Annotated in this window: 20 protein-coding genes and 1 tRNA gene; 10 read left to right on the forward strand and 11 right to left on the reverse strand. The window is 68.4% G+C overall.

Translation table 11 applies throughout. The features are described 5' to 3' along the window. Window positions 1–3 precede the first annotated feature (3 nt). Window positions 4–774 carry a histidine utilization transcriptional repressor HutC gene (gene hutC, locus AC4HOU_RS11815; RefSeq protein ID WP_163813572.1) on the forward strand — a complete coding sequence of 257 codons (771 nt, stop codon included), beginning with the start codon at window positions 4–6 and terminating at the stop codon, window positions 772–774. 161 nt (window positions 775–935) lie between these two features. On the opposite strand, the gene AC4HOU_RS11820 is transcribed toward hutC, so the two are convergent. The 3 genes from AC4HOU_RS11820 to AC4HOU_RS11830 all read right to left on the reverse strand — a co-directional run bounded on the left by AC4HOU_RS11820 (window position 936) and on the right by AC4HOU_RS11830 (window position 3,211). Continuing rightward, complete coding sequence (locus AC4HOU_RS11820) at window positions 936–1,307, reverse strand: very short patch repair endonuclease (protein ID WP_163813571.1); 372 nt, start codon at window positions 1,305–1,307, stop codon at window positions 936–938. 202 nt (window positions 1,308–1,509) lie between these two features. Beyond that, window positions 1,510–2,643, reverse strand: a complete 1,134-nt coding sequence (locus AC4HOU_RS11825) for a DNA cytosine methyltransferase (RefSeq protein WP_490724493.1) — start codon at window positions 2,641–2,643, stop codon at window positions 1,510–1,512. A 289-nt stretch (window positions 2,644–2,932) separates the two neighbouring features. Continuing rightward, window positions 2,933–3,211 (reverse strand): putative quinol monooxygenase, encoded by a 279-nt coding sequence (locus AC4HOU_RS11830; RefSeq protein ID WP_163813509.1) that lies wholly within the window; start codon window positions 3,209–3,211, stop codon window positions 2,933–2,935. A 179-nt stretch (window positions 3,212–3,390) separates the two neighbouring features. Between AC4HOU_RS11830 and AC4HOU_RS11835 the strand changes: the two genes are divergently transcribed. Genes AC4HOU_RS11835 through AC4HOU_RS11845 form a run of 3 tightly spaced genes read left to right on the forward strand, consistent with a single transcriptional unit; the run spans window position 3,391 to window position 7,823 of the window. Then, window positions 3,391–5,208 carry an ABC transporter ATP-binding protein gene (locus AC4HOU_RS11835; RefSeq protein WP_490724494.1) on the forward strand — a complete coding sequence of 606 codons (1,818 nt, stop codon included), beginning with the start codon at window positions 3,391–3,393 and terminating at the stop codon, window positions 5,206–5,208. After that, a complete protein-coding gene (locus tag AC4HOU_RS11840) occupies window positions 5,205–7,175 on the forward strand; it encodes an ABC transporter ATP-binding protein (RefSeq protein WP_490724495.1) in 1,971 nt (656 codons plus the stop codon). Before AC4HOU_RS11835 ends, AC4HOU_RS11840 begins: the two co-directional genes overlap by 4 nt. Window positions 7,176–7,211: 36 nt before the next feature. Further along, complete coding sequence (locus AC4HOU_RS11845; RefSeq protein WP_081597107.1) at window positions 7,212–7,823, forward strand: putative glycolipid-binding domain-containing protein; 612 nt, start codon at window positions 7,212–7,214, stop codon at window positions 7,821–7,823. 45 nt (window positions 7,824–7,868) lie between these two features. On the opposite strand, the gene AC4HOU_RS11850 is transcribed toward AC4HOU_RS11845, so the two are convergent. Next, window positions 7,869–8,819, reverse strand: coding sequence for a prephenate dehydrogenase (locus AC4HOU_RS11850; protein ID WP_490724496.1), 951 nt, complete (start codon window positions 8,817–8,819; stop codon window positions 7,869–7,871). A 58-nt stretch (window positions 8,820–8,877) separates the two neighbouring features. Between AC4HOU_RS11850 and AC4HOU_RS11855 the strand changes: the two genes are divergently transcribed. The 3 genes from AC4HOU_RS11855 to AC4HOU_RS11865 all read left to right on the forward strand — a co-directional run bounded on the left by AC4HOU_RS11855 (window position 8,878) and on the right by AC4HOU_RS11865 (window position 10,028). Continuing rightward, complete coding sequence (locus AC4HOU_RS11855) at window positions 8,878–9,417, forward strand: tRNA adenosine deaminase-associated protein (protein ID WP_163813505.1); 540 nt, start codon at window positions 8,878–8,880, stop codon at window positions 9,415–9,417. A gap of 1 nt (window position 9,418) precedes the next feature. Continuing rightward, the gene (locus tag AC4HOU_RS11860; RefSeq protein WP_163813504.1) at window positions 9,419–9,883 is read left to right on the forward strand and encodes a nucleoside deaminase; all 465 of its coding nucleotides are present in this window, start codon (window positions 9,419–9,421) and stop codon (window positions 9,881–9,883) included. Between the two features lie 54 nt (window positions 9,884–9,937). Continuing rightward, window positions 9,938–10,028: transfer RNA gene (locus AC4HOU_RS11865), tRNA-Ser, on the forward strand. Here AC4HOU_RS11865 and AC4HOU_RS11870 read toward each other — a convergent pair. The 4 genes from AC4HOU_RS11870 to AC4HOU_RS11885 all read right to left on the reverse strand — a co-directional run bounded on the left by AC4HOU_RS11870 (window position 10,007) and on the right by AC4HOU_RS11885 (window position 14,377). After that, window positions 10,007–10,999: an AraC family transcriptional regulator gene (locus AC4HOU_RS11870; RefSeq protein ID WP_163813503.1), complete on the reverse strand. Its 993-nt coding sequence runs from the start codon at window positions 10,997–10,999 to the stop codon at window positions 10,007–10,009. The two genes, AC4HOU_RS11865 and AC4HOU_RS11870, sit on opposite strands and share 22 nt — an antisense overlap. A gap of 98 nt (window positions 11,000–11,097) precedes the next feature. Continuing rightward, entirely contained in the window at window positions 11,098–12,303 is a 1,206-nt protein-coding gene (locus AC4HOU_RS11875) for a cytochrome P450 family protein (protein ID WP_163813502.1), read from the reverse strand. A gap of 173 nt (window positions 12,304–12,476) precedes the next feature. Further along, window positions 12,477–13,007: a CAP family protein gene (locus AC4HOU_RS11880; protein WP_163813501.1), complete on the reverse strand. Its 531-nt coding sequence runs from the start codon at window positions 13,005–13,007 to the stop codon at window positions 12,477–12,479. A 224-nt stretch (window positions 13,008–13,231) separates the two neighbouring features. Continuing rightward, complete coding sequence (locus AC4HOU_RS11885) at window positions 13,232–14,377, reverse strand: FAD-dependent monooxygenase (RefSeq protein ID WP_490724497.1); 1,146 nt, start codon at window positions 14,375–14,377, stop codon at window positions 13,232–13,234. Window positions 14,378–14,469: 92 nt separating this feature from the next. Between AC4HOU_RS11885 and AC4HOU_RS11890 the strand changes: the two genes are divergently transcribed. Further along, window positions 14,470–15,063, forward strand: a complete 594-nt coding sequence (locus AC4HOU_RS11890; protein WP_490724498.1) for a TetR/AcrR family transcriptional regulator — start codon at window positions 14,470–14,472, stop codon at window positions 15,061–15,063. Window positions 15,064–15,070: 7 nt separating this feature from the next. Here AC4HOU_RS11890 and AC4HOU_RS11895 read toward each other — a convergent pair whose 3' ends face one another. Continuing rightward, on the reverse strand, window positions 15,071–15,970 hold the full coding sequence (locus tag AC4HOU_RS11895; protein ID WP_195006898.1) for a LysR family transcriptional regulator: 900 nt from the start codon (window positions 15,968–15,970) through the stop codon (window positions 15,071–15,073). Between the two features lie 61 nt (window positions 15,971–16,031). Here AC4HOU_RS11895 and AC4HOU_RS11900 point away from each other — a divergent pair, with 61 nt between their 5' ends. Continuing rightward, window positions 16,032–16,871 carry an oxidoreductase gene (locus AC4HOU_RS11900; protein ID WP_195006899.1) on the forward strand — a complete coding sequence of 280 codons (840 nt, stop codon included), beginning with the start codon at window positions 16,032–16,034 and terminating at the stop codon, window positions 16,869–16,871. Window positions 16,872–16,930: 59 nt separating this feature from the next. Here AC4HOU_RS11900 and AC4HOU_RS11905 read toward each other — a convergent pair whose 3' ends face one another. Continuing rightward, on the reverse strand, window positions 16,931–17,305 hold the full coding sequence (locus tag AC4HOU_RS11905; RefSeq protein ID WP_490724499.1) for a VOC family protein: 375 nt from the start codon (window positions 17,303–17,305) through the stop codon (window positions 16,931–16,933). A gap of 401 nt (window positions 17,306–17,706) precedes the next feature. On the opposite strand from AC4HOU_RS11905, the gene AC4HOU_RS11910 reads away from it, so the two are divergent. Next, window positions 17,707–17,871, forward strand: coding sequence for a hypothetical protein (locus tag AC4HOU_RS11910; RefSeq protein WP_306306367.1), 165 nt, complete (start codon window positions 17,707–17,709; stop codon window positions 17,869–17,871). Between the two features lie 187 nt (window positions 17,872–18,058). Here AC4HOU_RS11910 and AC4HOU_RS11915 read toward each other — a convergent pair whose 3' ends face one another. Next, complete coding sequence (locus AC4HOU_RS11915; RefSeq protein WP_194990502.1) at window positions 18,059–20,461, reverse strand: MMPL family transporter; 2,403 nt, start codon at window positions 20,459–20,461, stop codon at window positions 18,059–18,061. Between the last annotated feature and the right edge of the window lie 122 nt (window positions 20,462–20,583).

The following is a 20,583-nucleotide window of genomic DNA, read 5'->3' on the forward strand; positions in this document are numbered from 1 at the left end:
CGGATGTCGGTGGTGGCGATCGAAGTAGTCGATGCGGAGCTCGCGGAGCTCTACGGCGGGCTCGGGACCGAGTTCGCCGCCTACGAGCGCGTCAAGCAGCTGATCGTGTCGCAGATCAAAGTCGGCAGGTGGCGCGAGGGCGATCAGATCCCGTCGGAGAACCAGCTGGTCAATGCGCTGGGCCTGTCCAGAATGACGATCAACCGCGCGCTGCGCGATCTCACCGCCGAGGGCGTGCTCAACCGGGTGATGGGCGTTGGCACCTTCGTCGCGCCGACCAAGGCCGCCTCGCCGTTGTTCGAGGTCAAGAACATCGCCGACGAGATCTCCGAACGCGGGCACCGGCATCGCACCGAGATCGTGTTCGTCCGCGCTGAAGACGCCGACGCGGGCCATCCGCTGCTCGGTAACGATCTGAGCGGGAAGGTCTTTCATTCGCTGATCGTGCATTTCGAAGACGATGTGCCGATTCAGCTGGAGGACCGCTACGTGAATCCGGCGGAGGCACCGCGGTACCTCGAACAGGATTTCACCGCGCAGACCCCGAACACCTATCTCAGTGAGGTGGCCCCGCTCGAACGCGGCGAACACGTCGTCGAGGCGGTGCTGGCCAGCGCCGAGGAATGCCGGCTGCTCGGCATCGCGCGCTCGGAGCCGTGCCTGCTGATCCGCCGCCGCACCTGGTCGCGCAGCGGTCTGGTGAGCGCGGCGCGGTTGATCCATCCCGGGTCGCGCAGCCGGTTGGAAGGGGCGTTCGGCAGCGGACAGGGCTGAGCCGAATCCCTTTTCGCAGCGTCTCATTCGGCAGAGCCGAATCTCGCGGAACGTCTCCCCAAGTGCACGAGACTCGAAGCATCGAACCTTGGATGGCAGGCGCTGCCCGCCGGCGCGGTGACGACCTGATCGTGGTGCTCGGCTGAGGCCCGCGCCAGAGGTCAGTCGCGGCGCAGCGCGTCGGCTATCCGGTCCGCGGCGGCGACGGGATCTTCGTGCTCCCAGATCCGGATGACGTGCCAGCCCGCCGCGGCGAGGGCGGCATCGGTGGCACGATCGCGGGCCACGTTGGCGGCCAGCTTCTCGGCCCACCATTCGGCGTTGTTCTTCGGGTAGGTGGCGTGCTGCGGGCAGCTGTGCCAGAAGCAACCGTCGACGTAGACGGCCACCTTGAGCCGCGGAAAGACCACGTCGGCGCGGCGGCGCTGGCCGCGCACCGGTGCCCGGTCGACGAAGTAGCGCAGGCCGCGCCGATGCAATTCACGGCGCAGGGCGAGTTCGGGCTCGGTGCCCGCGCGGCGCTGCCGGGACATGCGGGCACTGGTCGCGGGATCGGTGGGCGGACGTCGAGCGGTCACGGTTCGGTCCGCGAGCCCTGTCGGAGATCCGTCCACGCCGCGGACACCGCCGGCGAGTGCGCGTGCGCGGCCGAAGTGTCGTGCCGCTCGACGCGTCTCGGCGCGGTGACATGGGCCGGCGCCGTGCTGGGCAGCCCGCGCATCCACCGGTCCGGGTTCATGCCGCCCAGCCGCCCATGCGGTCGAGATGGGCTTCCACATCGTCCAGGAACCCCGGCGGGAACCGCAGGCTGCCCATCGCGGTGCGGCGCAGGAAACCGGCGGTGGCGCGCGCCGACAGAAGGCGGGAGTCGATCAGGAAGTTCTTCAGATCCTCATACGGCTCGTGCACCGGCCAGGTGGACACCGGCACCTCGAACGCGCTGCCATTGCGGCCCCACGCAGCCACCGGCCAGGGTTTGCCCGGCGGCAACGGGCGATCACCGGGCAGTGGTTCGAGTGGCGCCGCCAGCCGGGCGCCCACCCACGACGCCATCCGCACACTCACCGCATTGCCGACCAGCTTCCAGCGATGGCCTTGCCGGATACCCGGCACATCGGTGGCGGGCGCGGTCCAGTCGGGATCGAAACCCTGCAGCATCTCCCCGTCGATGATTCCCGGCGTCACGATCTCCCCGGACGGTAACCGGACGGCGGGCGGGCTGGCGATACCAAGGCCGGAACCACCCTTGAGTGTCGGCACCGCGTTGACCGCCCAGCCGAGCCCGCGCACGCCTTCGGTCCAATAGAAACCGCACGGATCGCTGTCCGCATCGCCCACCGTGCGCGGGCCGGCATCCTCGCCGAAGAGCACCCCGCGCGGATCTTCGGTGCGCGAGGCCAGCATGAGTACCCGGTTGCGGCGCTGCGGCAGGCCGAAGGCACGCGCGTCCACCACCCGATACGCCCAGGTGTACCCCAGTTCCTCCAACGCGGCGGTGATGTGGCGCATGGCCGCGCCGCGCCCGAGTTGCAGCATGAACGGCACGTTCTCGATCAACAGCCAGCGCGGCCCGCGTTTGCGCCGGACCAGCCGGAAAACCTCATCCACCAGGCCCGAACGGTCGCCGGTGATGCCCGCGGTCCGGCCCGCCTGCGAGAGGTCCTGGCAGGGAAAACCGGCCGCGACCAATTCCGTCCCGGCCGGGATCGCGCGCAGCCGGGTGATGTCGGCGTGCAGCGGCACATCCGGGAAACGCGCTGCCAGCACCCCTTGCGCGCCCGGATCGATCTCGCACAGCAGCTCGGTCTGCCAGCCGTTCTCGGCCAGCCCGAGCTCGAGCCCGCCGATCCCCGCGAACAGCCCGACCATCGTGCTGTGTTTTTTCGGCGCCTGCGGCGTCGCGTGTTCGCGGCCCCGTGGTGTCTCGTGACTCCGCTGCTCGCCTTCGGTTTGCGTCGCGGCAGCGGAGACACGAGACGCGCCGCGAACTTTCATGCTCGGTCTCGTTTCGCTCGAAAACGGGTGTGACCGGCCATTGTATTCGGGGGTGTCGAACGCTCAGAGCGCCACTTCGCCGGTGCGGTTCAATGCGCGCATATCGGTGATCCGGGCGTCGAGTGCGCCCGCGATGCCTCCGGTGTGCGGGGTGTGGAAACGCTCACAACGCCACTTCGTTGGTGCAGTCGAACTCGCGCACGTCGGCGGCGGTGATCTGGACGTCGAGCTCGCCCGAGGTGCCCTCACCGCGGAACACCTCGACCGCCGCGCGGTTGGTCCAGCGCTCGTAGACGTTGACGCGGTCGGGCTCCACCAGATCCGCACCGAGGGTGAAATCCAGACAGCCCGGCGCTTCCCGCGCCTGCTCGACCACCTCGCGGCAGGCCTCGAGGTAGCGGTCCCGATCGGTGACTCTCAGGTATCCGGCGACGATCAGCACACCCGGAGTGTAAGTCCGGACCTGCCCGGATGGGCGGGAAGAAAATCGGTTGGCTGTTCGTGATCGCGGTGCCAGTCTGGATGGGCCCGTTTGTTGTCATACCCCACTGCGATGATCGAGGGCGTCGCCGGTGTCGGGGTGCGGATCGCCGGAGACATCGATGAACCGAAGGGGGAGATTTGTCCGTCACGCTGGACGCGCCTTCCACTGACACGGAGGCCGATAGACAGCCGCTGCCCGCGCGCGCCACGGGGCGGCGCGCCTCGCTGCTCAGGTTCTGGCCGTATCTGCGGCCGTATCGAAACCAGCTGATCGCCGCCACCGTGCTGTCGGCGGTCGCCATGTTGACGGCGGTGCTCACCCCGCTGGTGATCGCGCGGATCGTGGACGGCCCGATCGCACGTGGCGATTTCGGCGGCGTCATCGCGCCGGTGCTGCTGGTGCTGGTGCTCGGAGTGATCGAAGCGATCGGCGTGTGGGGCCGCCGCTGGCTGCTCGCCGAGCCGGCCACCCAGTTCGAGATCACCATGCGGGCCAAGATCTTTCGAGAACTCCAGGCACTGTCCATCGGCAGGCACGATTCCTGGGAGTCGGGCCAGCTGCTCTCGCGCGCGGTCGACGATCTGGCCACCTTGCGCCGGTTCATCGGATTCGCCGGCCCGGTGCTGGTGATCCACGCCGTCGTCATCCCGGTCGGCCTGGCCGTGCTGGTGGCGATGAGCTGGCAGATCGGCGTGATCTTCGCCGTCGCCGCGGTGCCGATCACGATCATCTGCCTCCGATTCGAACGTCGCTATGCCGGTGCGTCGCGCCGCTCCCAGGATCAATCCGGTGATCTGGCCACCACCGCGGAGGAATCCGCGCAGGGCATCCGGGTGCTCAAGGCCTTCGGTCGCGGCACCTTCTTCGGCGCCCATTTCACCGCGCAGGCCCGCGAACTCCAGCGCACCGAGATGTACAAGGTGCGCCTGGACGCCACGCTCTGGGCGTCGCTGGTGGTGCTCTCGGAAGCGATCCTGGTGTTCGCGCTCGGATTCGGCGCGTACGCGGTGGTCGGTGGCACGATGTCGCTCGGTGCCGCGGTCGGCGCCATCACCCTGGCCACCTTCTTACAATGGCCGATCATCTGGACGGGCTTCCTGCTCGCCGAACTGAACGATGCGGGCACCGCGGCCGACCGGTACTGGGAGATCATCGACACCCCGGTCGAGATCACCGATCCCGACGCCCCGGTGGATCTACCGGAACGGATCGTCGGTGAACTCCGGCTGGACGGTGTGCGTTTCGGCTTCCCCGAGGCCGAAAGCGAGGTGTTGCGCGATATTTCGCTGGTGGTCCGTCCTGGTGAGACGGTGGCGCTGGTGGGTGCGACGGGCAGCGGAAAGACGGCCCTGCTCAACCTGATTCCCCGGCTCTACGACGTCACCGGTGGCGTCATCACCATCGACGGCATCGATATCTCCACCCTGCGGGTGCGTGATCTGCGTTCGCTGGTGTCGGTGGCGTTCGAGGATCCGGTGCTGTTCTCGGCGAGCGTGCGCGAGAACGTCGCGCTCGGCGATCCAGACGCCTCCGACGACGATGTGCGGCGCGCCCTGGAGATCGCGCAGGCCATCGACTTCGTGTCGAATCTGCCATGGGGGCTGGACACCAGGATCGGCGAGCAGGGGTTGAGCCTGTCCGGTGGGCAGCGGCAGCGGCTGGCGCTGGCCCGGGCGGTGCTCACCCGGGCCGGTCAGGAACGTCGCGCGCGCATCGTCGTGCTGGACGACCCGCTGTCGGCTCTCGATGTGCAGACCGAGGAGAAGGTGCAGGAACGTCTGCGCACCGCACTGGCCGGCGCCACCACGCTGCTGGTCGCGCATCGGCCCTCCACGGCCGCCCTCGCCGATCGGGTCGCCCTGCTGGCCGACGGCCGCATCGTCGCCGAAGGCACTCACGACCACCTGCTGCGCACCAGCAGCCGCTACCGCGAACTGATGGGAGGTGAACGATGAGCAGCACCGACGGATCCGCGACGACGCGGGAATCCGGCTCCGGCGCCGCCGTGCTCGAACGCGCGGAAGAGATCGCCGATTGGCGGGGTATCGCCAGCGAGGACAAGGAGGTCACCGAGACCGGAAACCTCGTGCTCGCGGCGCGCTCACGGCGGCTGCTGGCCGAGCTGGTACGCCCGTACCGCAAGCTGGCCGCGCTGGCGCTCGCCATCATCGTGGTCGACAACGCCGCGACGGTGGTCGGCCCACTGTTCGTCGCCTACGGGCTCGACCGCGGCATCAGCGCGGGCCGAGCAGGCGATTGGACGCCGCTGCTGTGGGCCACAGGCGGCTACCTGGGCGCGGCCCTGATCGGTGGGCTCACCACGTTCTGCTTCGTGCGCGTCGCCGGCAGGCTCAGCCAGAACGTGCTGTTCGACCTGCGGGTGCGCGCGTTCGCCCATGTGCAGCAACTCGACGTCGAGTTCCACGAGAAATACACCTCCGGCAAGGTCGTCGCCCGCCTCACCGGTGATATCGAAACCCTCCAGGAACTACTGGAAGGCGCGCTGAACGAAGCGTTGAGCGCGATCCTGTCGGTCCTCACCATCGCGGTGCTGCTGGTCTACCTCGACCTGACGCTGGCCGCGGTCGTCTTCGCCGGTTTCGTGCCGCTGTTCCTGGTCACCCGCTGGGCCCAGCGCAGGCAGCGCGCCGGATACCGCCGCACCCGCGGGGCCATCGCCAAGGTCGTGGTGCAGTTCGTGGAGTCGATGGGCGGGATGCGCGCGGTGCAGGCCTTCCGCAGGGAAGAGCGCAACGAATCGGTGCTCGCCGTCGAAGACGGCGCGTATCGCGAAGCCAACGTCACCGCGGTGCGCGGCATGGGCGAATACGCGGGACTCACCCGGCTGCTCGGCAACCTCACCACCGTCGTCGTGATCATCGTCGGCGCCTGGCAGGTGATCGACGGCCACCTCGCCGTCGGCGTGCTGGCGGCCTACCTGCTGTACCTGAAGAACTTCTACGGCCCGCTCGACGAGCTGGCGCAGGTATTCAATTCCTACCAATCGGCCGCGGCCGCGCTGGAGAAGATCTCGGGTGTACTGGAGGAGCGGCCTGCGGTAGCCGAGCCCAGTGATCCGGTTCCGCTCGGCAAGGTCGCCGGTGGGATGCGATTGGACCGCGTGTGGTTCGACTACGCCGCCCGCGTCCGCGCCGGGGCCGATGCCGCCGCCGCGGGAACGAGCACCGCCGAACCGGGCACCCCCGCCACTGCGGCCGGAGCTCAGGAACCGCGCGGCCCGGTTTTACCCGAGATGACCCTCGATATCCCGGCCGGCCAGGTGGTGGCGCTCGTCGGGCCCACCGGTGCGGGCAAATCCACCCTGGCCAAGCTGCTGACCCGCTTCTACGATCCGTCCGGCGGCGTCGTCACCCTGGACGGTATCGACCTGCGCCGGATCAGCGACGCGGATCTGCGCCGGCACGTCTGCATGGTCACCCAGGAGGCGTACCTGTTCTCCGGTTCGGTCGCCGACAACATCCGGCTCGGACGGCCCGACGCCACCGACGCAGAGGTGCACGAGGCCGCGCGGGCGGTCGGTTTGTACGACTTCGTGCAGGCCCTGCCCGAGGGTTTCGACACCGATGTGCGCAAACGCGGCGGCAGGCTCTCCGCCGGGCAACGGCAGCTGGTGGCCTTCGCCCGGGTGTTCCTCGCCGACCCGGCGGTGATCGTGCTGGATGAGGCCACCTCGAGCCTCGACATTCCCAGCGAACGCCTGGTGCAGGACGCCCTGGAGACGGTGCTGCGGGATCGGACCGCGGTCATCATCGCGCACCGGCTGTCCACCGTGGCCATCGCGGATCGGGTACTGGTGCTGGAAGCGGGCCGCATCGTGGAAGACGGCACACCGCAGGAGCTGATCGCGGGCAACGGCCGTTTCGCGGGTTTGCACGCGGCGTGGCGCGAGTCGCTGGTGTGATGCGGCCATGACGCCGTTGTCGCTTACGGTAGATACGTGACGCACGCGACCGACGCAGCATCAGGCAACGAGAGCCCGTCGCCCTCACGGTGGCCCGCGGTCCTCACCTGGCGCGCACACGACGCGACGCGGATGGAATCGGTCCGCGTGACCGTCAATGGCAACCGCATCCGGGCCACCGGCCGCATCATCGGCGGCGCAGGCGCCGAGCATCCGGCGTTCAGCGCCTCCTACGATCTGGTCACCGACGAGAACGGCGCCACCAAACGCCTCTCGCTGCGCAGCACCACGGCCGCGGGGGAGCGGCACGCCTCCATCTCCCGCGATGAGGAGAACTACTGGCTGATCGACGCCACCGGCACCCACATCCGCTCCACCTTCGGCGGCGCCCTCGATGTGGACGTGGTGCTCAGCCCGTTCTTCAACACCCTGCCCATCCGCCGCTTCAGCCTCCAGCACGCGGTCGAGGATGTGCAGGTCCCGGTCGTCTATGTGCGCCTGCCCGAGCTCACCGTCCAGGAAGCCAGCCTCGTCTACAGCAGCGCCAGCGACGGCATCAGCGTGCTCTCCCCGGTGTCGAGCGCGACCGTCACCGTCGACCAGGACGGCTTCCTCCTCGACTACCCGGGCCTGGCCGAACGCATCTGAACAGCCGGCTGAGCGCCTGCCGGATGGGTGGGTCGGGCTCGCCGATCAGTCGAGGCGGGTGATGACGCCCCCGCGTTGCCCGGCCTCCCGCAGACGCTCCAGCCAGTCCTGATCGCCGGGCCGGATATCGGTGATCTCCCAGCGTTCGGTCGTTTCGTACCGTTGCCGCGCGTCATGCCCTGCCTCGGTGAGATCGGCGAGTGAACCGTCCTCTTCGAGCCGGTCGCGGGCCGCGTTCAGCACCGTCAGGGTTTCGTCGAGCACCTCGAGCAGGGCCGCCGCATTCGGCTCGCAGATCGCGCGCACCAGGTCGGGGGCGGTGGCCGCGACGCGGGTGCCATCCCGGAACGAGCCCGCGGCCAGTCCGAGTGCCAGCTCACCGCCGCCCGCGCCCGCGACCGCCAGGGCCTCGGCCAGGACATGCGGCAGATGCGAGATGCGGGCCACCGCCCGGTCGTGCTCCTCGGCGACGACCGGGACAACCACCGACCCGCACGCGAGCGCCAGCCGCACCACCCGCGTCCAGGGCTGTGGATGGGTGCCCGGGTCGACCCCGACCGCCCAGGCAGCGCCTCGGAAAAGGGCCGGATCGGTTGCCGCCCAGCCGGACTGCGAGGTCCCCGCCATCGGATGCCCGCCGACGAACCGCGCACCCAGCCCATGTCGCCGCGCGGCCGCCGCGACCGGCGCTTTCACGCTCACCACATCGGTCACCGCACAGTCCGGGGCGAAGGTGGAGACAGCGGACAGAATCTGGTCGACCGCTGGCATCGGCACCGCGACCACGATCAGTGCATCGGTCTCGGCCGCCCGGCGCAGTACCACGGGCAGGTCGCCGATGACGTCGAAGCCGTCCGCGCGCGCCGCCTCGGCGCCCACCGCCGACCGGTTGTATCCCCACGCCCGGAATCCGGCGCCGACCGCCGCGCGCAGCAGCGATCCGCCGATCAATCCGGTCCCGAGAACGCAGACGGGGGCTTGCTGATCACCAGTCACCGGAACAGATTCGCATACGACTTCAACATTTGACCTCGAGCCGACTACCGTTGCGCCCATGGCAGCACAGCGCTCGGGCGGGAACAGGGCGGCGTCGGACGATTTCGACGACGTGGAAGGTTTCGCGGTAGCCGTTGTCCGTGAAGACGGCACCTGGCGGTGTAGTCCGCTGAGCTCGGCCGCGCTCACCAGCCTGGCCGCAGCCGAAGACGAACTCAAGGCACTGCGCAGCTCGGGCGCGGTGTTCGGATTGCTCGACGTCGACGACGAATTCTTCGTGGTGGTGCGCCCCGCCCCCAGCGGAACCCGCCTGCTGGTCTCGGACGCCACCGCCGCGATCGACTACGACATCGCCGCCGACGTCCTCGAATCGCTGAACGTCGAGATCCCCGATATCGATCCGGACGAATTGGACGATGTCGAACCGTGGGAGGAGGGCGATCTCGGTGTGCTGGCCGACCTCGGCCTGCCCGAACCGGTGCTCAGCGTCATCCTCGCCGAAACCGACCTCTACCCCGACGAGCAGCTCGGCATGATCGCCCAGCGCCTCGGCTTCGCCAACGAACTGTCGGCGGTGCTGGACAAACTGCCGCGCTGAGATGAGCGTGGCCCGGCCCGCCGAGGCCGACATGATCCGCGCCGCGATCGAGGCCGCCCGCGCCGCCGACCCACGAGACGTCCCGGTCGGCGCGGTCGTCTTCGACGCCGACGGCCGCGAGCTGGCCCGCGCCGCCAATGCCAGGGAAGCCCTCGGCGACCCCACCGCGCACGCCGAGATCCTGGCCCTACGCCGGGCCGCCGCCGTGCACGGTGATGGCTGGCGGCTGGAAGGCGCCACCCTCGCCGTCACCCTCGAGCCGTGCACCATGTGCGCGGGTGCCCTGGTGCTGGCCCGTGTCGGCCGCCTCGTCTTCGGCGCCTGGGAACCCAAAACCGGCGCCGTCGGCTCCCTCTGGGACGTGGTCCGCGACCGCCGCCTCAACCACCGCCCCGAAGTTCGTGGCGGCATCCTGGAACCCGAATGCGCCGCCCTCCTCGACGAGTTCTTCCACGCCCAACGCTGACCTTGCTGACCTGCCGATTTAGCGATCCGCGAGGCATCCGGTAGCCTAGTCGGCGGTGGCGTGTCCGAGCGGCCTAAGGAGCACGCCTCGAAAGCGTGTGAGGGGTAACCCCCCTCCGAGGGTTCAAATCCCTCCGCCACCGCCATAAAGCCCCTCACCTGTTCGGTGAGGGGCTTTTTCTGGTCCGAGGTGCATCGCGAGTTGCTCGGACAACCGCCGCCGGCGAAAGTTCCGTGGCGTTTCGCCGTATTCGGATTTGAACGCCGTCGAGAAACCGGCGCTGGTGAACCCGCAGCGCGCGGCGACCTCGCCGATGGACAGCGGCCCGGGACGCGCCAGCAGATCACGGGCCGCGCGCAGGGCTTCGGTGCGCCGCAGATCCCGGTAGGTGATACCGGTGTGATGCAGCACCGACCGCAGTTGCCTCGGCGACCAGCCGAGCGCATGGGCGACAGCGGGCAGCCGGACATCACCGGAACCGAGGTTCTTTCGCACGAAAGCGCGGATGGCATCGATCATTTCGGCCGCGTTGGCCTGCTGCGGCCCGACGTCGCCGACGAGCATCAGACCGAGCAGCTCGGTGACCCGATCGCAGACGGCGTCGAATTCCAATGCCGTCAGGTTCGATCGACCGGCGAGGGTGCTGCTGAGCATGCTCAGCACCACCTGGCCGAGCGCGGTCGACATATCGAGCACCGTGCCGGAGTCACCGCAGGCGGACAACCGCTGTTGGAGTTGCGCGCGTGGCAGCAGCAGCGCGTACGCCGTCGAGACGGGTAACAGGACGCGGCAGGCCAGGTCCAGCTCGAGGACGAAGCCGTGCCGCGGCGGCACCCGGACCAGCCGCTCGGGCTGTTGGATGACGTATTCACCCTGCTCCGGGAACACGATCCAGCAGTGATCGGCCGGGCCGCGCCGGATATGGGAGCGGCTGCGGTTCATCAGATGGTCGCCGCGCTGTTGTGCGCGCAGCAGGGTGTAGCCCGAGGTTTCTTGCACCGTGATCCGCGCCCACCAGTTGGCCGGGTCGCGGTACCGGTGCTCGGCGGTGAGGAAATGGTCGGTGACCTCGGTCCACACCGCCGTGCTCGCCACGGTCAGCTCGGAATACCGCATGCCGGAAACTCGGTCGCTCTGATAATGATCTCCACGTGTCCGCTCAGCGGTGGTCGGACAAAATTCTCGCATCTCCCCGCCCGCGGGACGTCGCCCGCTCAGTCAACGGATCGGAGCTGAACCGGAACGCAGAGCGGACCATTGGTCATGAACTGCGGCGCATACGGGATCTCGGCCGGCGCGCAGGCCAGGCGCAGCTGCGGGAACCGGTCGAACAACGTGGCCAGCGCGATGCGCGACTCCAGCCTGGCCAGGTGGGCGCCGAGGCAGAAGTGCGGGCCGCGCCCGAAGCCGAGCTGATCCGAGTGGTCGCGATCGATGTCGAAGACGTCGGCGTCCGGGTACTTCTGCCGATCGCGGCCCACACCGGCGTACCAGCCGACGATCGCACCGGCGGGGATGTCGACCCCGGCGATCCGAACATCGTGCAGGGCATAGCGATTGAACATGGCGCACGCCGCGTTCCGGTAGCGCAGGGTCTCCTCGACCACATCGGCCCACCGATCACCGGCGCGGGCCGCCGCGAGCTGTTCGGGGAAGGTGTGCAGCGCCACCACCGCGTTGCCGAGCAGATGCATCGTGGTCTCGTGTCCGGCGACGATGATGATCCACAGCATCTCCACCAGCTCGGCGTCGGCGAGTCCGTGTTCGGGTTGGGCCCGCACCAGATCCGAGGTGAGATCGTCACCCGGGTCGTTGTGCTTGTCCGCGATCAACCCGGTCAGGTATCCCACCATTTCCTGCATGGCCGCCTGGGTCTGCTCGCCGGTGCTGGTGTGCGAGATGAGGGTGGCGGTCCAGCCGCGGAACTTCGGCCGATCGCCGGCGGGGACGCCGAACAGTTCGCAGATCACCCCGACCGGCAACGGCATCGTGAAGCTGTCGACGAGGTCGACCTCCGGCTGGTCGGCGAAGTTGTCGATCAGGTCGTTGGTGAGCTGCCGGATTCGGGGTTCGAGCTGAGCGACCCGGGCCGGGGTGAAGGCGCGGGCGATGGCCCGGCGCATCCGCAGATGGTCGGCGCCGTCCTTGTTGAGCAGGTGGTCGGCGTCGGTCAGTACCCGCAGCGGCCAGTCGGCGGGAACCGTACCGTCGTGCATCGCGGGGCAGTTCTTCGTGCTCTTGCTGAACACCGTGCCGTCACCGGCCAGGACCTCGGTCACCGCCTGATGGCTGACCGCCATCCACGCCCGAACGCCGCCCGGCAGTTCGTAGGGCACGATCGGCCCCGTTCGGATCATCCGGTCGAAGGTGTCGATTACTGGTTCGCCCGCAGTGGGCAGTTGGATGAGGGACTCGGTCATGCGGTTCTCCGGTGCTGTGATCGGCCTCTGACTGCGCGCGTCGATGGGCGCTCGACGAGTGTGGGCCGCAATCAGGCCGCGCAACCACTCGATCGGGATTCTCTGCCCCGCAGCGAAATCCGCTGTCGCGAATCGAAAATCCGGCGCCGTAGCCCGGCCAGCCTCGGCAGCTCTCAGCGCGGGCGCGGCACGTTCTGCTCGAACTGTCCGGAGACGTTGCCGGGCTCGAGGTAGAGGGCGACGACGATGTGCTTGTTGTTCTTGGTGGCGAACCCGATGCCGAGGCGGGTGCTCGCCTTCCACACGACCTGCGTGAAATGGCCGGTGTTCATGGCGAAACCCGGCTTCGCGTAGTCATAATCCTTGACCTCGTCGTACCACATCTGGACAGCGGTCCGGACGTGCTGAACCCCGTCCGCCGTGCCACCGTAGGCCATGTAGAGGTTCTCCCCGGCACCGCTCTTGTACGGACACGAGTGGTCTATCTGGCCCTTGTCGACGTAGTACACGGCGCACTGCCCCGCCTTGCCGACCAGATCCTGGACCAGCGTCATGGGCGGCGAGCCGTGCCTGGCCCGGTATCTGTTGTGCGCATCGAGGCCCGCCTGTGCGTACTGCTCTTGTCCGACAGCCGGTCCCGTGCCGGTGACCAGCACGGTGAGCACACCAGCGGCGACAGCCGACCACAACCGTCCAGCACGCACGACAACCTCCCGGTGTAGAGCAGAGCTCGATGAGAAACGACCAGAGAACACTGGAACATGAACGGCCCGAAGCGATTCGGTCCGCGCTGAGCATACCGTTGTCCCGTGCCGCGCAGACCGGAATCTGCCTCCTGAGCCTGTCTCGATGACTCGTGCGCCTGTCTCGATGCGCCGACAGCCAGGAGCGTGACCGGGACGGACGCCCTCGGGTTCCGGTGACGTCGTCAGCGGCGGTTCAGGCCGGACAGCTGCCAGGCCAGGCGGTGGCGGACGGCGGGGAGTTTGCCCGCGAGGCGCATCGCCGCGTTGCGGAAGGGGCGCAGCTTCGCGGAAACGGTGGCGACGTCGGTGAGACGGCTCGCGATGGAAACCACTGCTTCGGCCGTGCTTCGGCGGCCGGTCGCGAGTTCGTCGAGGATGGCGTCGGGGGCGCCGCCCAGCACCTGCGACAGCGCCTCGGCGGAGGTGATCGCGTCCTCGATACCGAGGTTCATGCCTTGTCCGCCGGCCGGTGAGTGCACATGCCCCGCGTCGCCCGCCAGCAGGATTCGTCCGTGCCGGAAGGTATCGGCGATGCGGTGGTGGACCCGGAAACGGGAGCCCCAGAGCACTTCCTCGACCACTGCGCGGTGGGCTCGCGGGCCGCGTTCGTCCAGCAGGCGCTGCACGAAGGCGATATCGGGGTCGTGGGGTGCTTCGTCGACGGTGGCGACGATGCGGAACATGTTGTCGGGCAGCGGCGCGACGACGACCAGGCCGGCGGGGGAGAAGTACAGGATCACCTCGTCGCGCGGGACGCCGCCGGACAGGCGGACGTCGGCGAGGGTGAACGATTCGGCGTAGGTGCCGCCGTCGAAACCGATTCCCGCCTGTTCGCGCACCAGGCTGTGCATGCCGTCGGCGCCGATCAGGTAGCGGGCGCGGATCTGCTTGCCGTCGTCCAGGATCGCGGTGACGCCGTCGGCATCCTGGGCGATATCGGTGACGGTGGCGGGCCGAAGCACCGTGCCGCCGAGTTCGGAAAGCCGCTTCAGCAGGAACTTTTCGGTATCGGCCTGGGAAATCATCAGGGTGTACGGGTAGGCGGTGGGGAGGTCGCTGAACGGGACGGCGATCAGCAGCTGATCGCGGTCGCGGATGGTGAAGGTCGGGGTGTGCAGGCCGCGGGCGACGAGGGCGGATGTCACGCCGTAGGGCTCGAGCAGTTCGAGCGTGCGCGGGTGTACGACGGCGGCGCGCGAGGTGTTCGCGCCTTCGCTCTGGCTGTCGACGATCACCACATGGTGGCCGAGCTGTTCGAGAACGACTGCGGCGGTGAGCCCTGCCGGTCCGGCTCCGACGATCAGAACGTCGGCGGTGGAGTTCGTCATTGCGGTCCTCCTGAGAAAGTCAACAACTGTTGGCATTCAAGGTAGAGGCATGAATTCGCTATGTCAACAGTTGTTGGCCTACACTCGTTGACATGAGACGATCAGCGGAGGAAACGAAGGCCGTCATCCTCGCGGTGGCCAGGGAACGGTTCGCCGCCGACGGATACGACCGCGCGACCATCCGCGCCATCGCCGCCGACGCGGGCATCGATCCGGCGATGGTCATGCGCTACTACGGCAACAAGGAACGGCTGTTCGCGGCAGCCGTGGAATTCGATCTCGAACTACCCGACCTGTCGGCGGTGCCGCGGGAACGGCTCGGCGCCACCGTCGTCGCGCACTTCCTGGAACGCTGGGAGCGCGATGAAGCCCTGCTGATCCTGCTGCGCGCCGGGGTGACCAATGAATCCGCGGCCGAGCGGATGCGCTCGATCTTCGCCGCCCAGCTGGCCCCCGTGATCGCCCGCGCCGTCGACGACCCGCGGCAGGTGCCGCTGCGCGCCGGGCTGGCGGCCTCGCAGATCCTCGGGATGGCACTCGGCCGTTTCGTGCTGGCGTTCCCGCCATTGGCGGCGATGACCAGGCAGGAGATCATCGCGTGGATCGGGCCCACGCTTCAGCGCTATCTCGCCGGAACACCTGATCTCGACGCCGCCGACATCGAGCGGCTCGCCGCCGGCGAATAGTGGCCGGCTACGACGCTCGGCCCTCGGTGGCCCGGCGCGCCGCCGCCATGTACCCGAGTACCAGCGGACGGTGGTCGTCCCGGCGATGCGCGACGGCGAGTTCGGCAGGCGTCACGCCGTGGATGGGGCGCACCACCACGTCGTCGCGGGCGATCAACGGGGCATTGCCTGCGGCGAGCAGCACCAGGCCGAGTCCCGCCGCGACCGCCTCGTAGGTTTCCTCGGCACTCGTGATCTCCGCGCCGATCGTGGGCGGGCGCCCGGCACGGGAATCCATGGCCAGCCAGTAGTCGCGCAGCGCGCCCGCTTCCGGTGGCAGCGCGAGGAAGGGTTCGTCGATGACGTCGGCGAAGTCGATGAACTCCCGCTCGGCCAGCCGATGCGAGGCGGGCAGTGCGATAGTGCGCGGCTCGCGGGCCACGACCACGGTGTCGAAGCGGTGCTGCTCCGGCAGCGGCAACCAGACGAACGCCACGTCCGTGCTGCCGTCGCCGAGCCCGGCGGTGGGATCGCCCCATGCGATCTGCCGCAAGGTGATGCTGATCTGCGGGAAGCGCTCGGTCACGCGGGAGCGGATGGCGGGCAGCAGGCCGCGGCCTGGGCTGGTGCTCATGCCGATGACAAGCGTCGCCGCCTGGGTGGTTTTCGCGGCGTCGACGGCGGCGCGGGCGGTGGTCCATTCGGCGAGGATGGTGCGGGCATGGGGGAGTAGAGCCAGGCCGACCGGTGTCAGCGTGACGGTTCGCCGGTCGCGATCGAACAGCGGGGCGCCCAGCTGACGTTCGAGGGCGCGGATCTGCTTACTCAGTGCTGGCTGAGAGATGAACAGCCGTTCGGCGGCGCGGCCGAAGTGCAGTTCCTCGGCGACCGCGACGAAGTAGCCGAGGTCCCGGCCGTGGACGTCCATAACCAATGGTTATCACAACGGGTCTTGGACGGGTGGTGCGGCACCGGGCCAGGATGGATCCATGAACGAACCCAAGGTTTGGCTGATCACCGGCGCGACAAGCGGATTCGGCCGCGCGCTCACCGAAGCGGCGATCGCGGCGGGCGATACCGTCGTCGCGGCCGTGCGCCGCCCCGAAGCTCTCGACGCGCTGGTGGCCGCGCACCCCGATCAGGTCGATCCGGTCCGGCTCGACGTCACCGATGCCGCTCGCGCGCAGGACGTGATCGCCGACGTCCTGGCCCGGCACGGCCGCATCGACGTGCTGGTCAACAATGCCGGCCGCACGCAGGTCGGCGCCGTAGAGGCGACCACCGACGCCGAATTGCGCGACCTGTTCGACGTGCACTTCTTCGGCCCGGCCGCGCTCACCCGCGCGGTGCTGCCGTCCATGCGGGAACGTCGCAGCGGCGCCATCGTGAATCTGAGCAGCATGGGCGGGCAGATGTCGTTCGCCGGGTTCGGTGCCTACAGCGCAACGAAATTCGCGCTGGAAGGGCTCTCGGAAGCGCTCGCCGACGAAGTGAAGGGCTTCGGCATCAAGGTGCTCGTCGTGGAGCCGGGCTCGTTCCGCACCAACCTGTTCGGTAAGAACGCCGCCTACTTCAGCGCCGACCACCCGGCCTACGCCGATACTGTCGGCGCGACAAAGGAATTCGTGCACAGCGGCGACGGTGCGCAGGCCGGGGATCCAGCGAAGGCGGCCGCTGCGATCATCACCGCGCTGAACTCCGAACAGACCCCGCTGCGCCTGCCGCTGGGCAGCGACGCCGTCGACGCCATCGTCGGCCACCTCGACGGTGTACGCGCCGAACTGGACCAGTGGGAAAAGCTCGCCCGCGATACCGCGTTCGACGAGTAGCGGACGGCATGCGCCGGGATCGCCGACTCGAGATCAGCCCGAGCCTGCGGTCCCGGACATCATTCCGGCAACCACACCAGGCAGAACGTATGTCCCACCGGGTCGGTGTACACCCGGAAATTCTCGGCCGCCTGCACGAATTTCGCGCCCGCGGCCAGCACGGCCGGCTCGGCGACATCGATATCGGTGACCAGGATGTCGAGGTGGAACTGTTGGGAGGCCTTCGGGTCGGGGAAATGTGGCGGCTCATATTCGGGCGCGAGCTGGAAGGCCAGGCGGCGGCCCTGCGGTTCGACCATCGCCACCCAGGTGCCGTCGCTTTCCGGTTCGATGATTTCCCCACCGAGTAGGCGCAAATAGAACTCGGCCAGTTCACGTGGTTCGGGGCAATCCAGCACCACCGTGCGTAAGCCGACGACGCCCGTCGCTGCCATGCTCGTCTCCTTCTCCGAGGCGGGTGATCACCGAAGGGCTACCCGTTCGGACCACCGGTAACCGCTGTCGCCGCGGCCGTCGCCGGGCTCGAGACCTTGGCCGCAGCCCCCTCGGGCTGAATACTGGAGGCAGCGCCTTCGCTGAACAGGGGCGCGAGCACGCTGCCGAACAGTCGATCGGCCGGGACGATCCGGCCGCCAGGAAATCGCGGTAGTGCGTTCGGCCGCAGTGGTGACAACCGCCCGTCCGGCAGCACGGTGATAGCCGGGCACCGCACCGGGTACTCCCTGGGTACTCGGAGATGGAAGGAACGATTGCCATGCGCGAGCCCTCCATTCGCGCCCGATCGTCTCGTGGTTTCGGTGCGAGTTTGCTGAGTTTGTTGTTTACGCTGTGGTTGGTGATCGGATTCGTCGCCGCATTTCAGCGCGACTATTTCACCGCCGCTCCGGCCCAATGCCGCGATTTCGCCACCATCGCGCTGACCGTCGTCTCGGGTCCGCTCAACTACGCGGGTCTCAATCCGAGGGTCGAGCACTGCACATTGCCCGAACCGAGCCAGTAGCTCGGCCGGCCGTCCGGCCGCGTCCCTCCGGTCCGCGGGCATGAGTCGACGGAGACCGGGCGTCTCCGGCTTCTTCGCCGTCCCGCGCGAGGTGCCGTCGGTCGGGTCGGCGTCAGAGCAAAGACGGGCGAACCCCGCCCGGCTGGTGGGCCGGACGGGGTTCGTCGTGATGTGTTGTGCCGCGTGATCAGACTCCGGCTTGCACCGGCTTCTTCGCCGCGTCGGCATCGCGCTGCTGCAGTTCGCGCAGCTTGGTGCCCTCCACGTCGATGTCGGGCAGGATGCGCTCCAGCCAGGCGGGCAGCCACCAGGCCCACTTGCCCATCAGCACCAGCAGCGACGGGATCAACACCATCCGCACCAGGAAGGCGTCGAAGAACACGCCCGCCGCCATCGCGAAGCCCATGGACTTCGAGGTGATGTCCGGCGACAGCATGAACCCGGCGAACACCGAGATCATGATGACCGCGGCCGAGGTGACCACGCGCGCACCGTGGTGGTAGCCGTCGATCATCGCGTCCTTCGGCGACTTGCCGCGCACGAACTCCTCACGCATACGCGTCACCAGGAACACCTGGTAGTCCATCGCGAGACCGAACACGATGCCGATCAACATGATGGGCAGGAAGCTGATGATCGGATGGGTGTCCTCGATGAGCCCGAGCGCGCCCTCCTGGAAGAACAGCACGGTGACACCGAAGGTGGCCGCCATCGACAACAGGAACCCGAGCGCGGCGGTCAGCGGCACCAGGATCGACCGGAACACCAGCACCAGCAGCAGGAACGCCGCGCCGGCCACGATCGCCAGGTAGGGCACGATGCTGGCGAGCAGCACGTGGTTGACGTCGGCGTAGATCGCGGTTTCGCCGGTGATGCCGTATTCCATGCCGTACTTCGAGGTGAACTCACCCTCGGCATCGCGCACCTGGGCGACCAGATCCTGGGTGGCCGCACTGTTGGGACCGGACTTCGGCACCGCCATGAACAGCGCCGCCTGCCCGTCCTCGCTCGGCTGAGCATTGGTCAGGTAGTCCATGTCCTCGTAACCGGCGAGCCGGTCGCGCAGCTCGGTCAGCGCGGGGTCGCGCTGCTCCTGCGGCACCTCGGACAGGTCGACGGCCACCACGAGCATGCCGTTCTTGCCTTCGCCGAAGCCTTCGGTCTGCAGCTCGTAGGCCTTGCGCATCGACGAGTCCTTCGGCGCGCTGTCTCCGCCGGGCAGGCCGAGGTTCAGGTTCAGCGCCGGCGCGGCGAGCGCACCGAGCACCACCACGCACAAGGCCAGCGTGACGGCCGGTGCCTTGGCGATGAGCTTGGCGAAGCGCATGCCGTTGGTGACCGAGGTGTCGTCCTCGGGATCGTGCTTGGCAACGAACGGAACCTTCGGCTTGAACAGGAACCGGCCGAACGCGCCCATCAGCGCCGGCAGCAGGGTGATCGCGGTGACGACGGCGAACGCGGCGGCGATCGCGCCACCGATACCCATGGCGGTCAGGAAGCTGACGCCGACGATGCTCAGGCCGAGCAGGGCGATGAGTACGGTCAGGCCGGCGAACACGACCGCCGAACCCGCGGTGCCGACCGCGACACCGGCGGCCTCTTCCGGCGAATCCTGCACGACGAGTTCGTGCTTGTACCGGGAGACGATGAACAGCGCGTAGTCGATCGACAACGCCAGACCGATCATGGACGCCAGGATCGGCGTGAAGGTCGGGACCGCGGTGAGCGAGGTGCCCATCACGATCACCAGGCCGGCCGCGCCGACGCCGACGATGCCGGTGATGATCGGGACGAATGCCGCGATCAGCGCGCCGAAGGCGATGATCATCACGATCAGCGCGACGCCGATGCCGATCATCTCGGCGGTGCCCTGTTCGGGCTGTTCCTGGGCGAGCACACCGGTCATCTCGACGGTCAGGCCGGCCTCACGGGCCTGCTCGGCCACGGCCTCGGCGGCCTCGCGGTGCTCGGGCTTGACGTCGGAGAACTCCGCCATCGTGAACGGCACGGTGATGACGGCGACGGTGCCCGGCTTCTGCTCGTTGAGCACATTCAGCGGCGCACCGGAGCACATGCCCTGGAAATCGGGCGCCTCCGGATTGTCGAGGCAGTTGGGCGAGGGGATCGGCGGGGTCTGGCCGGGTTCCAGCGCGGCCATGGCCTCGGCCTGCTGCTTGGCGGCCTCCGGGCTGGCAGGCATCATCTGCGTGGCCGTGACCGGGTTCACGATCGGCTGGCTGTGATCGACGATCTCCTGGTCACCAAGCTTCGGCGCGTTGAACTTCTGCACCATCGCGTCGAGGGCGGCCATGTTGTTGGGATCGGAGAGCTTGCCGTCCTTGGCGGCGATCACGTAGGTCGCGGTGATCGCGTCGATGCTGAAGCCCTCCGCGTATTGCGGCATGTGCTCTTCGAGGATCTCGGTGGCGCGCTCGGACGGCAGGCCGGGCATGTCGAACTTGTCCTGGAACGGCTTCGCCAGGCTGGCCGCGGCCCCGCCGAGCAGCACCAACAGGAGCAGCCAGACGGGCAGCACTATCCATTTCCGGCGGAAAGCGAACTTTCCCCATCGGTATAGATAAACGGACACGGGGGTCTCTCCTAGCTATCGCTGGGCTTGCTTGGGATCGATTCAATTGCTGGAGCGTGTAGACAGCACCTCTGCCGCGGGTGCTTGCCGTCCCCGCCTCCAATTGACGCGCTCTGCCTACC

The organism is Nocardia sp. JCM 38205, assembly GCF_058222935.1.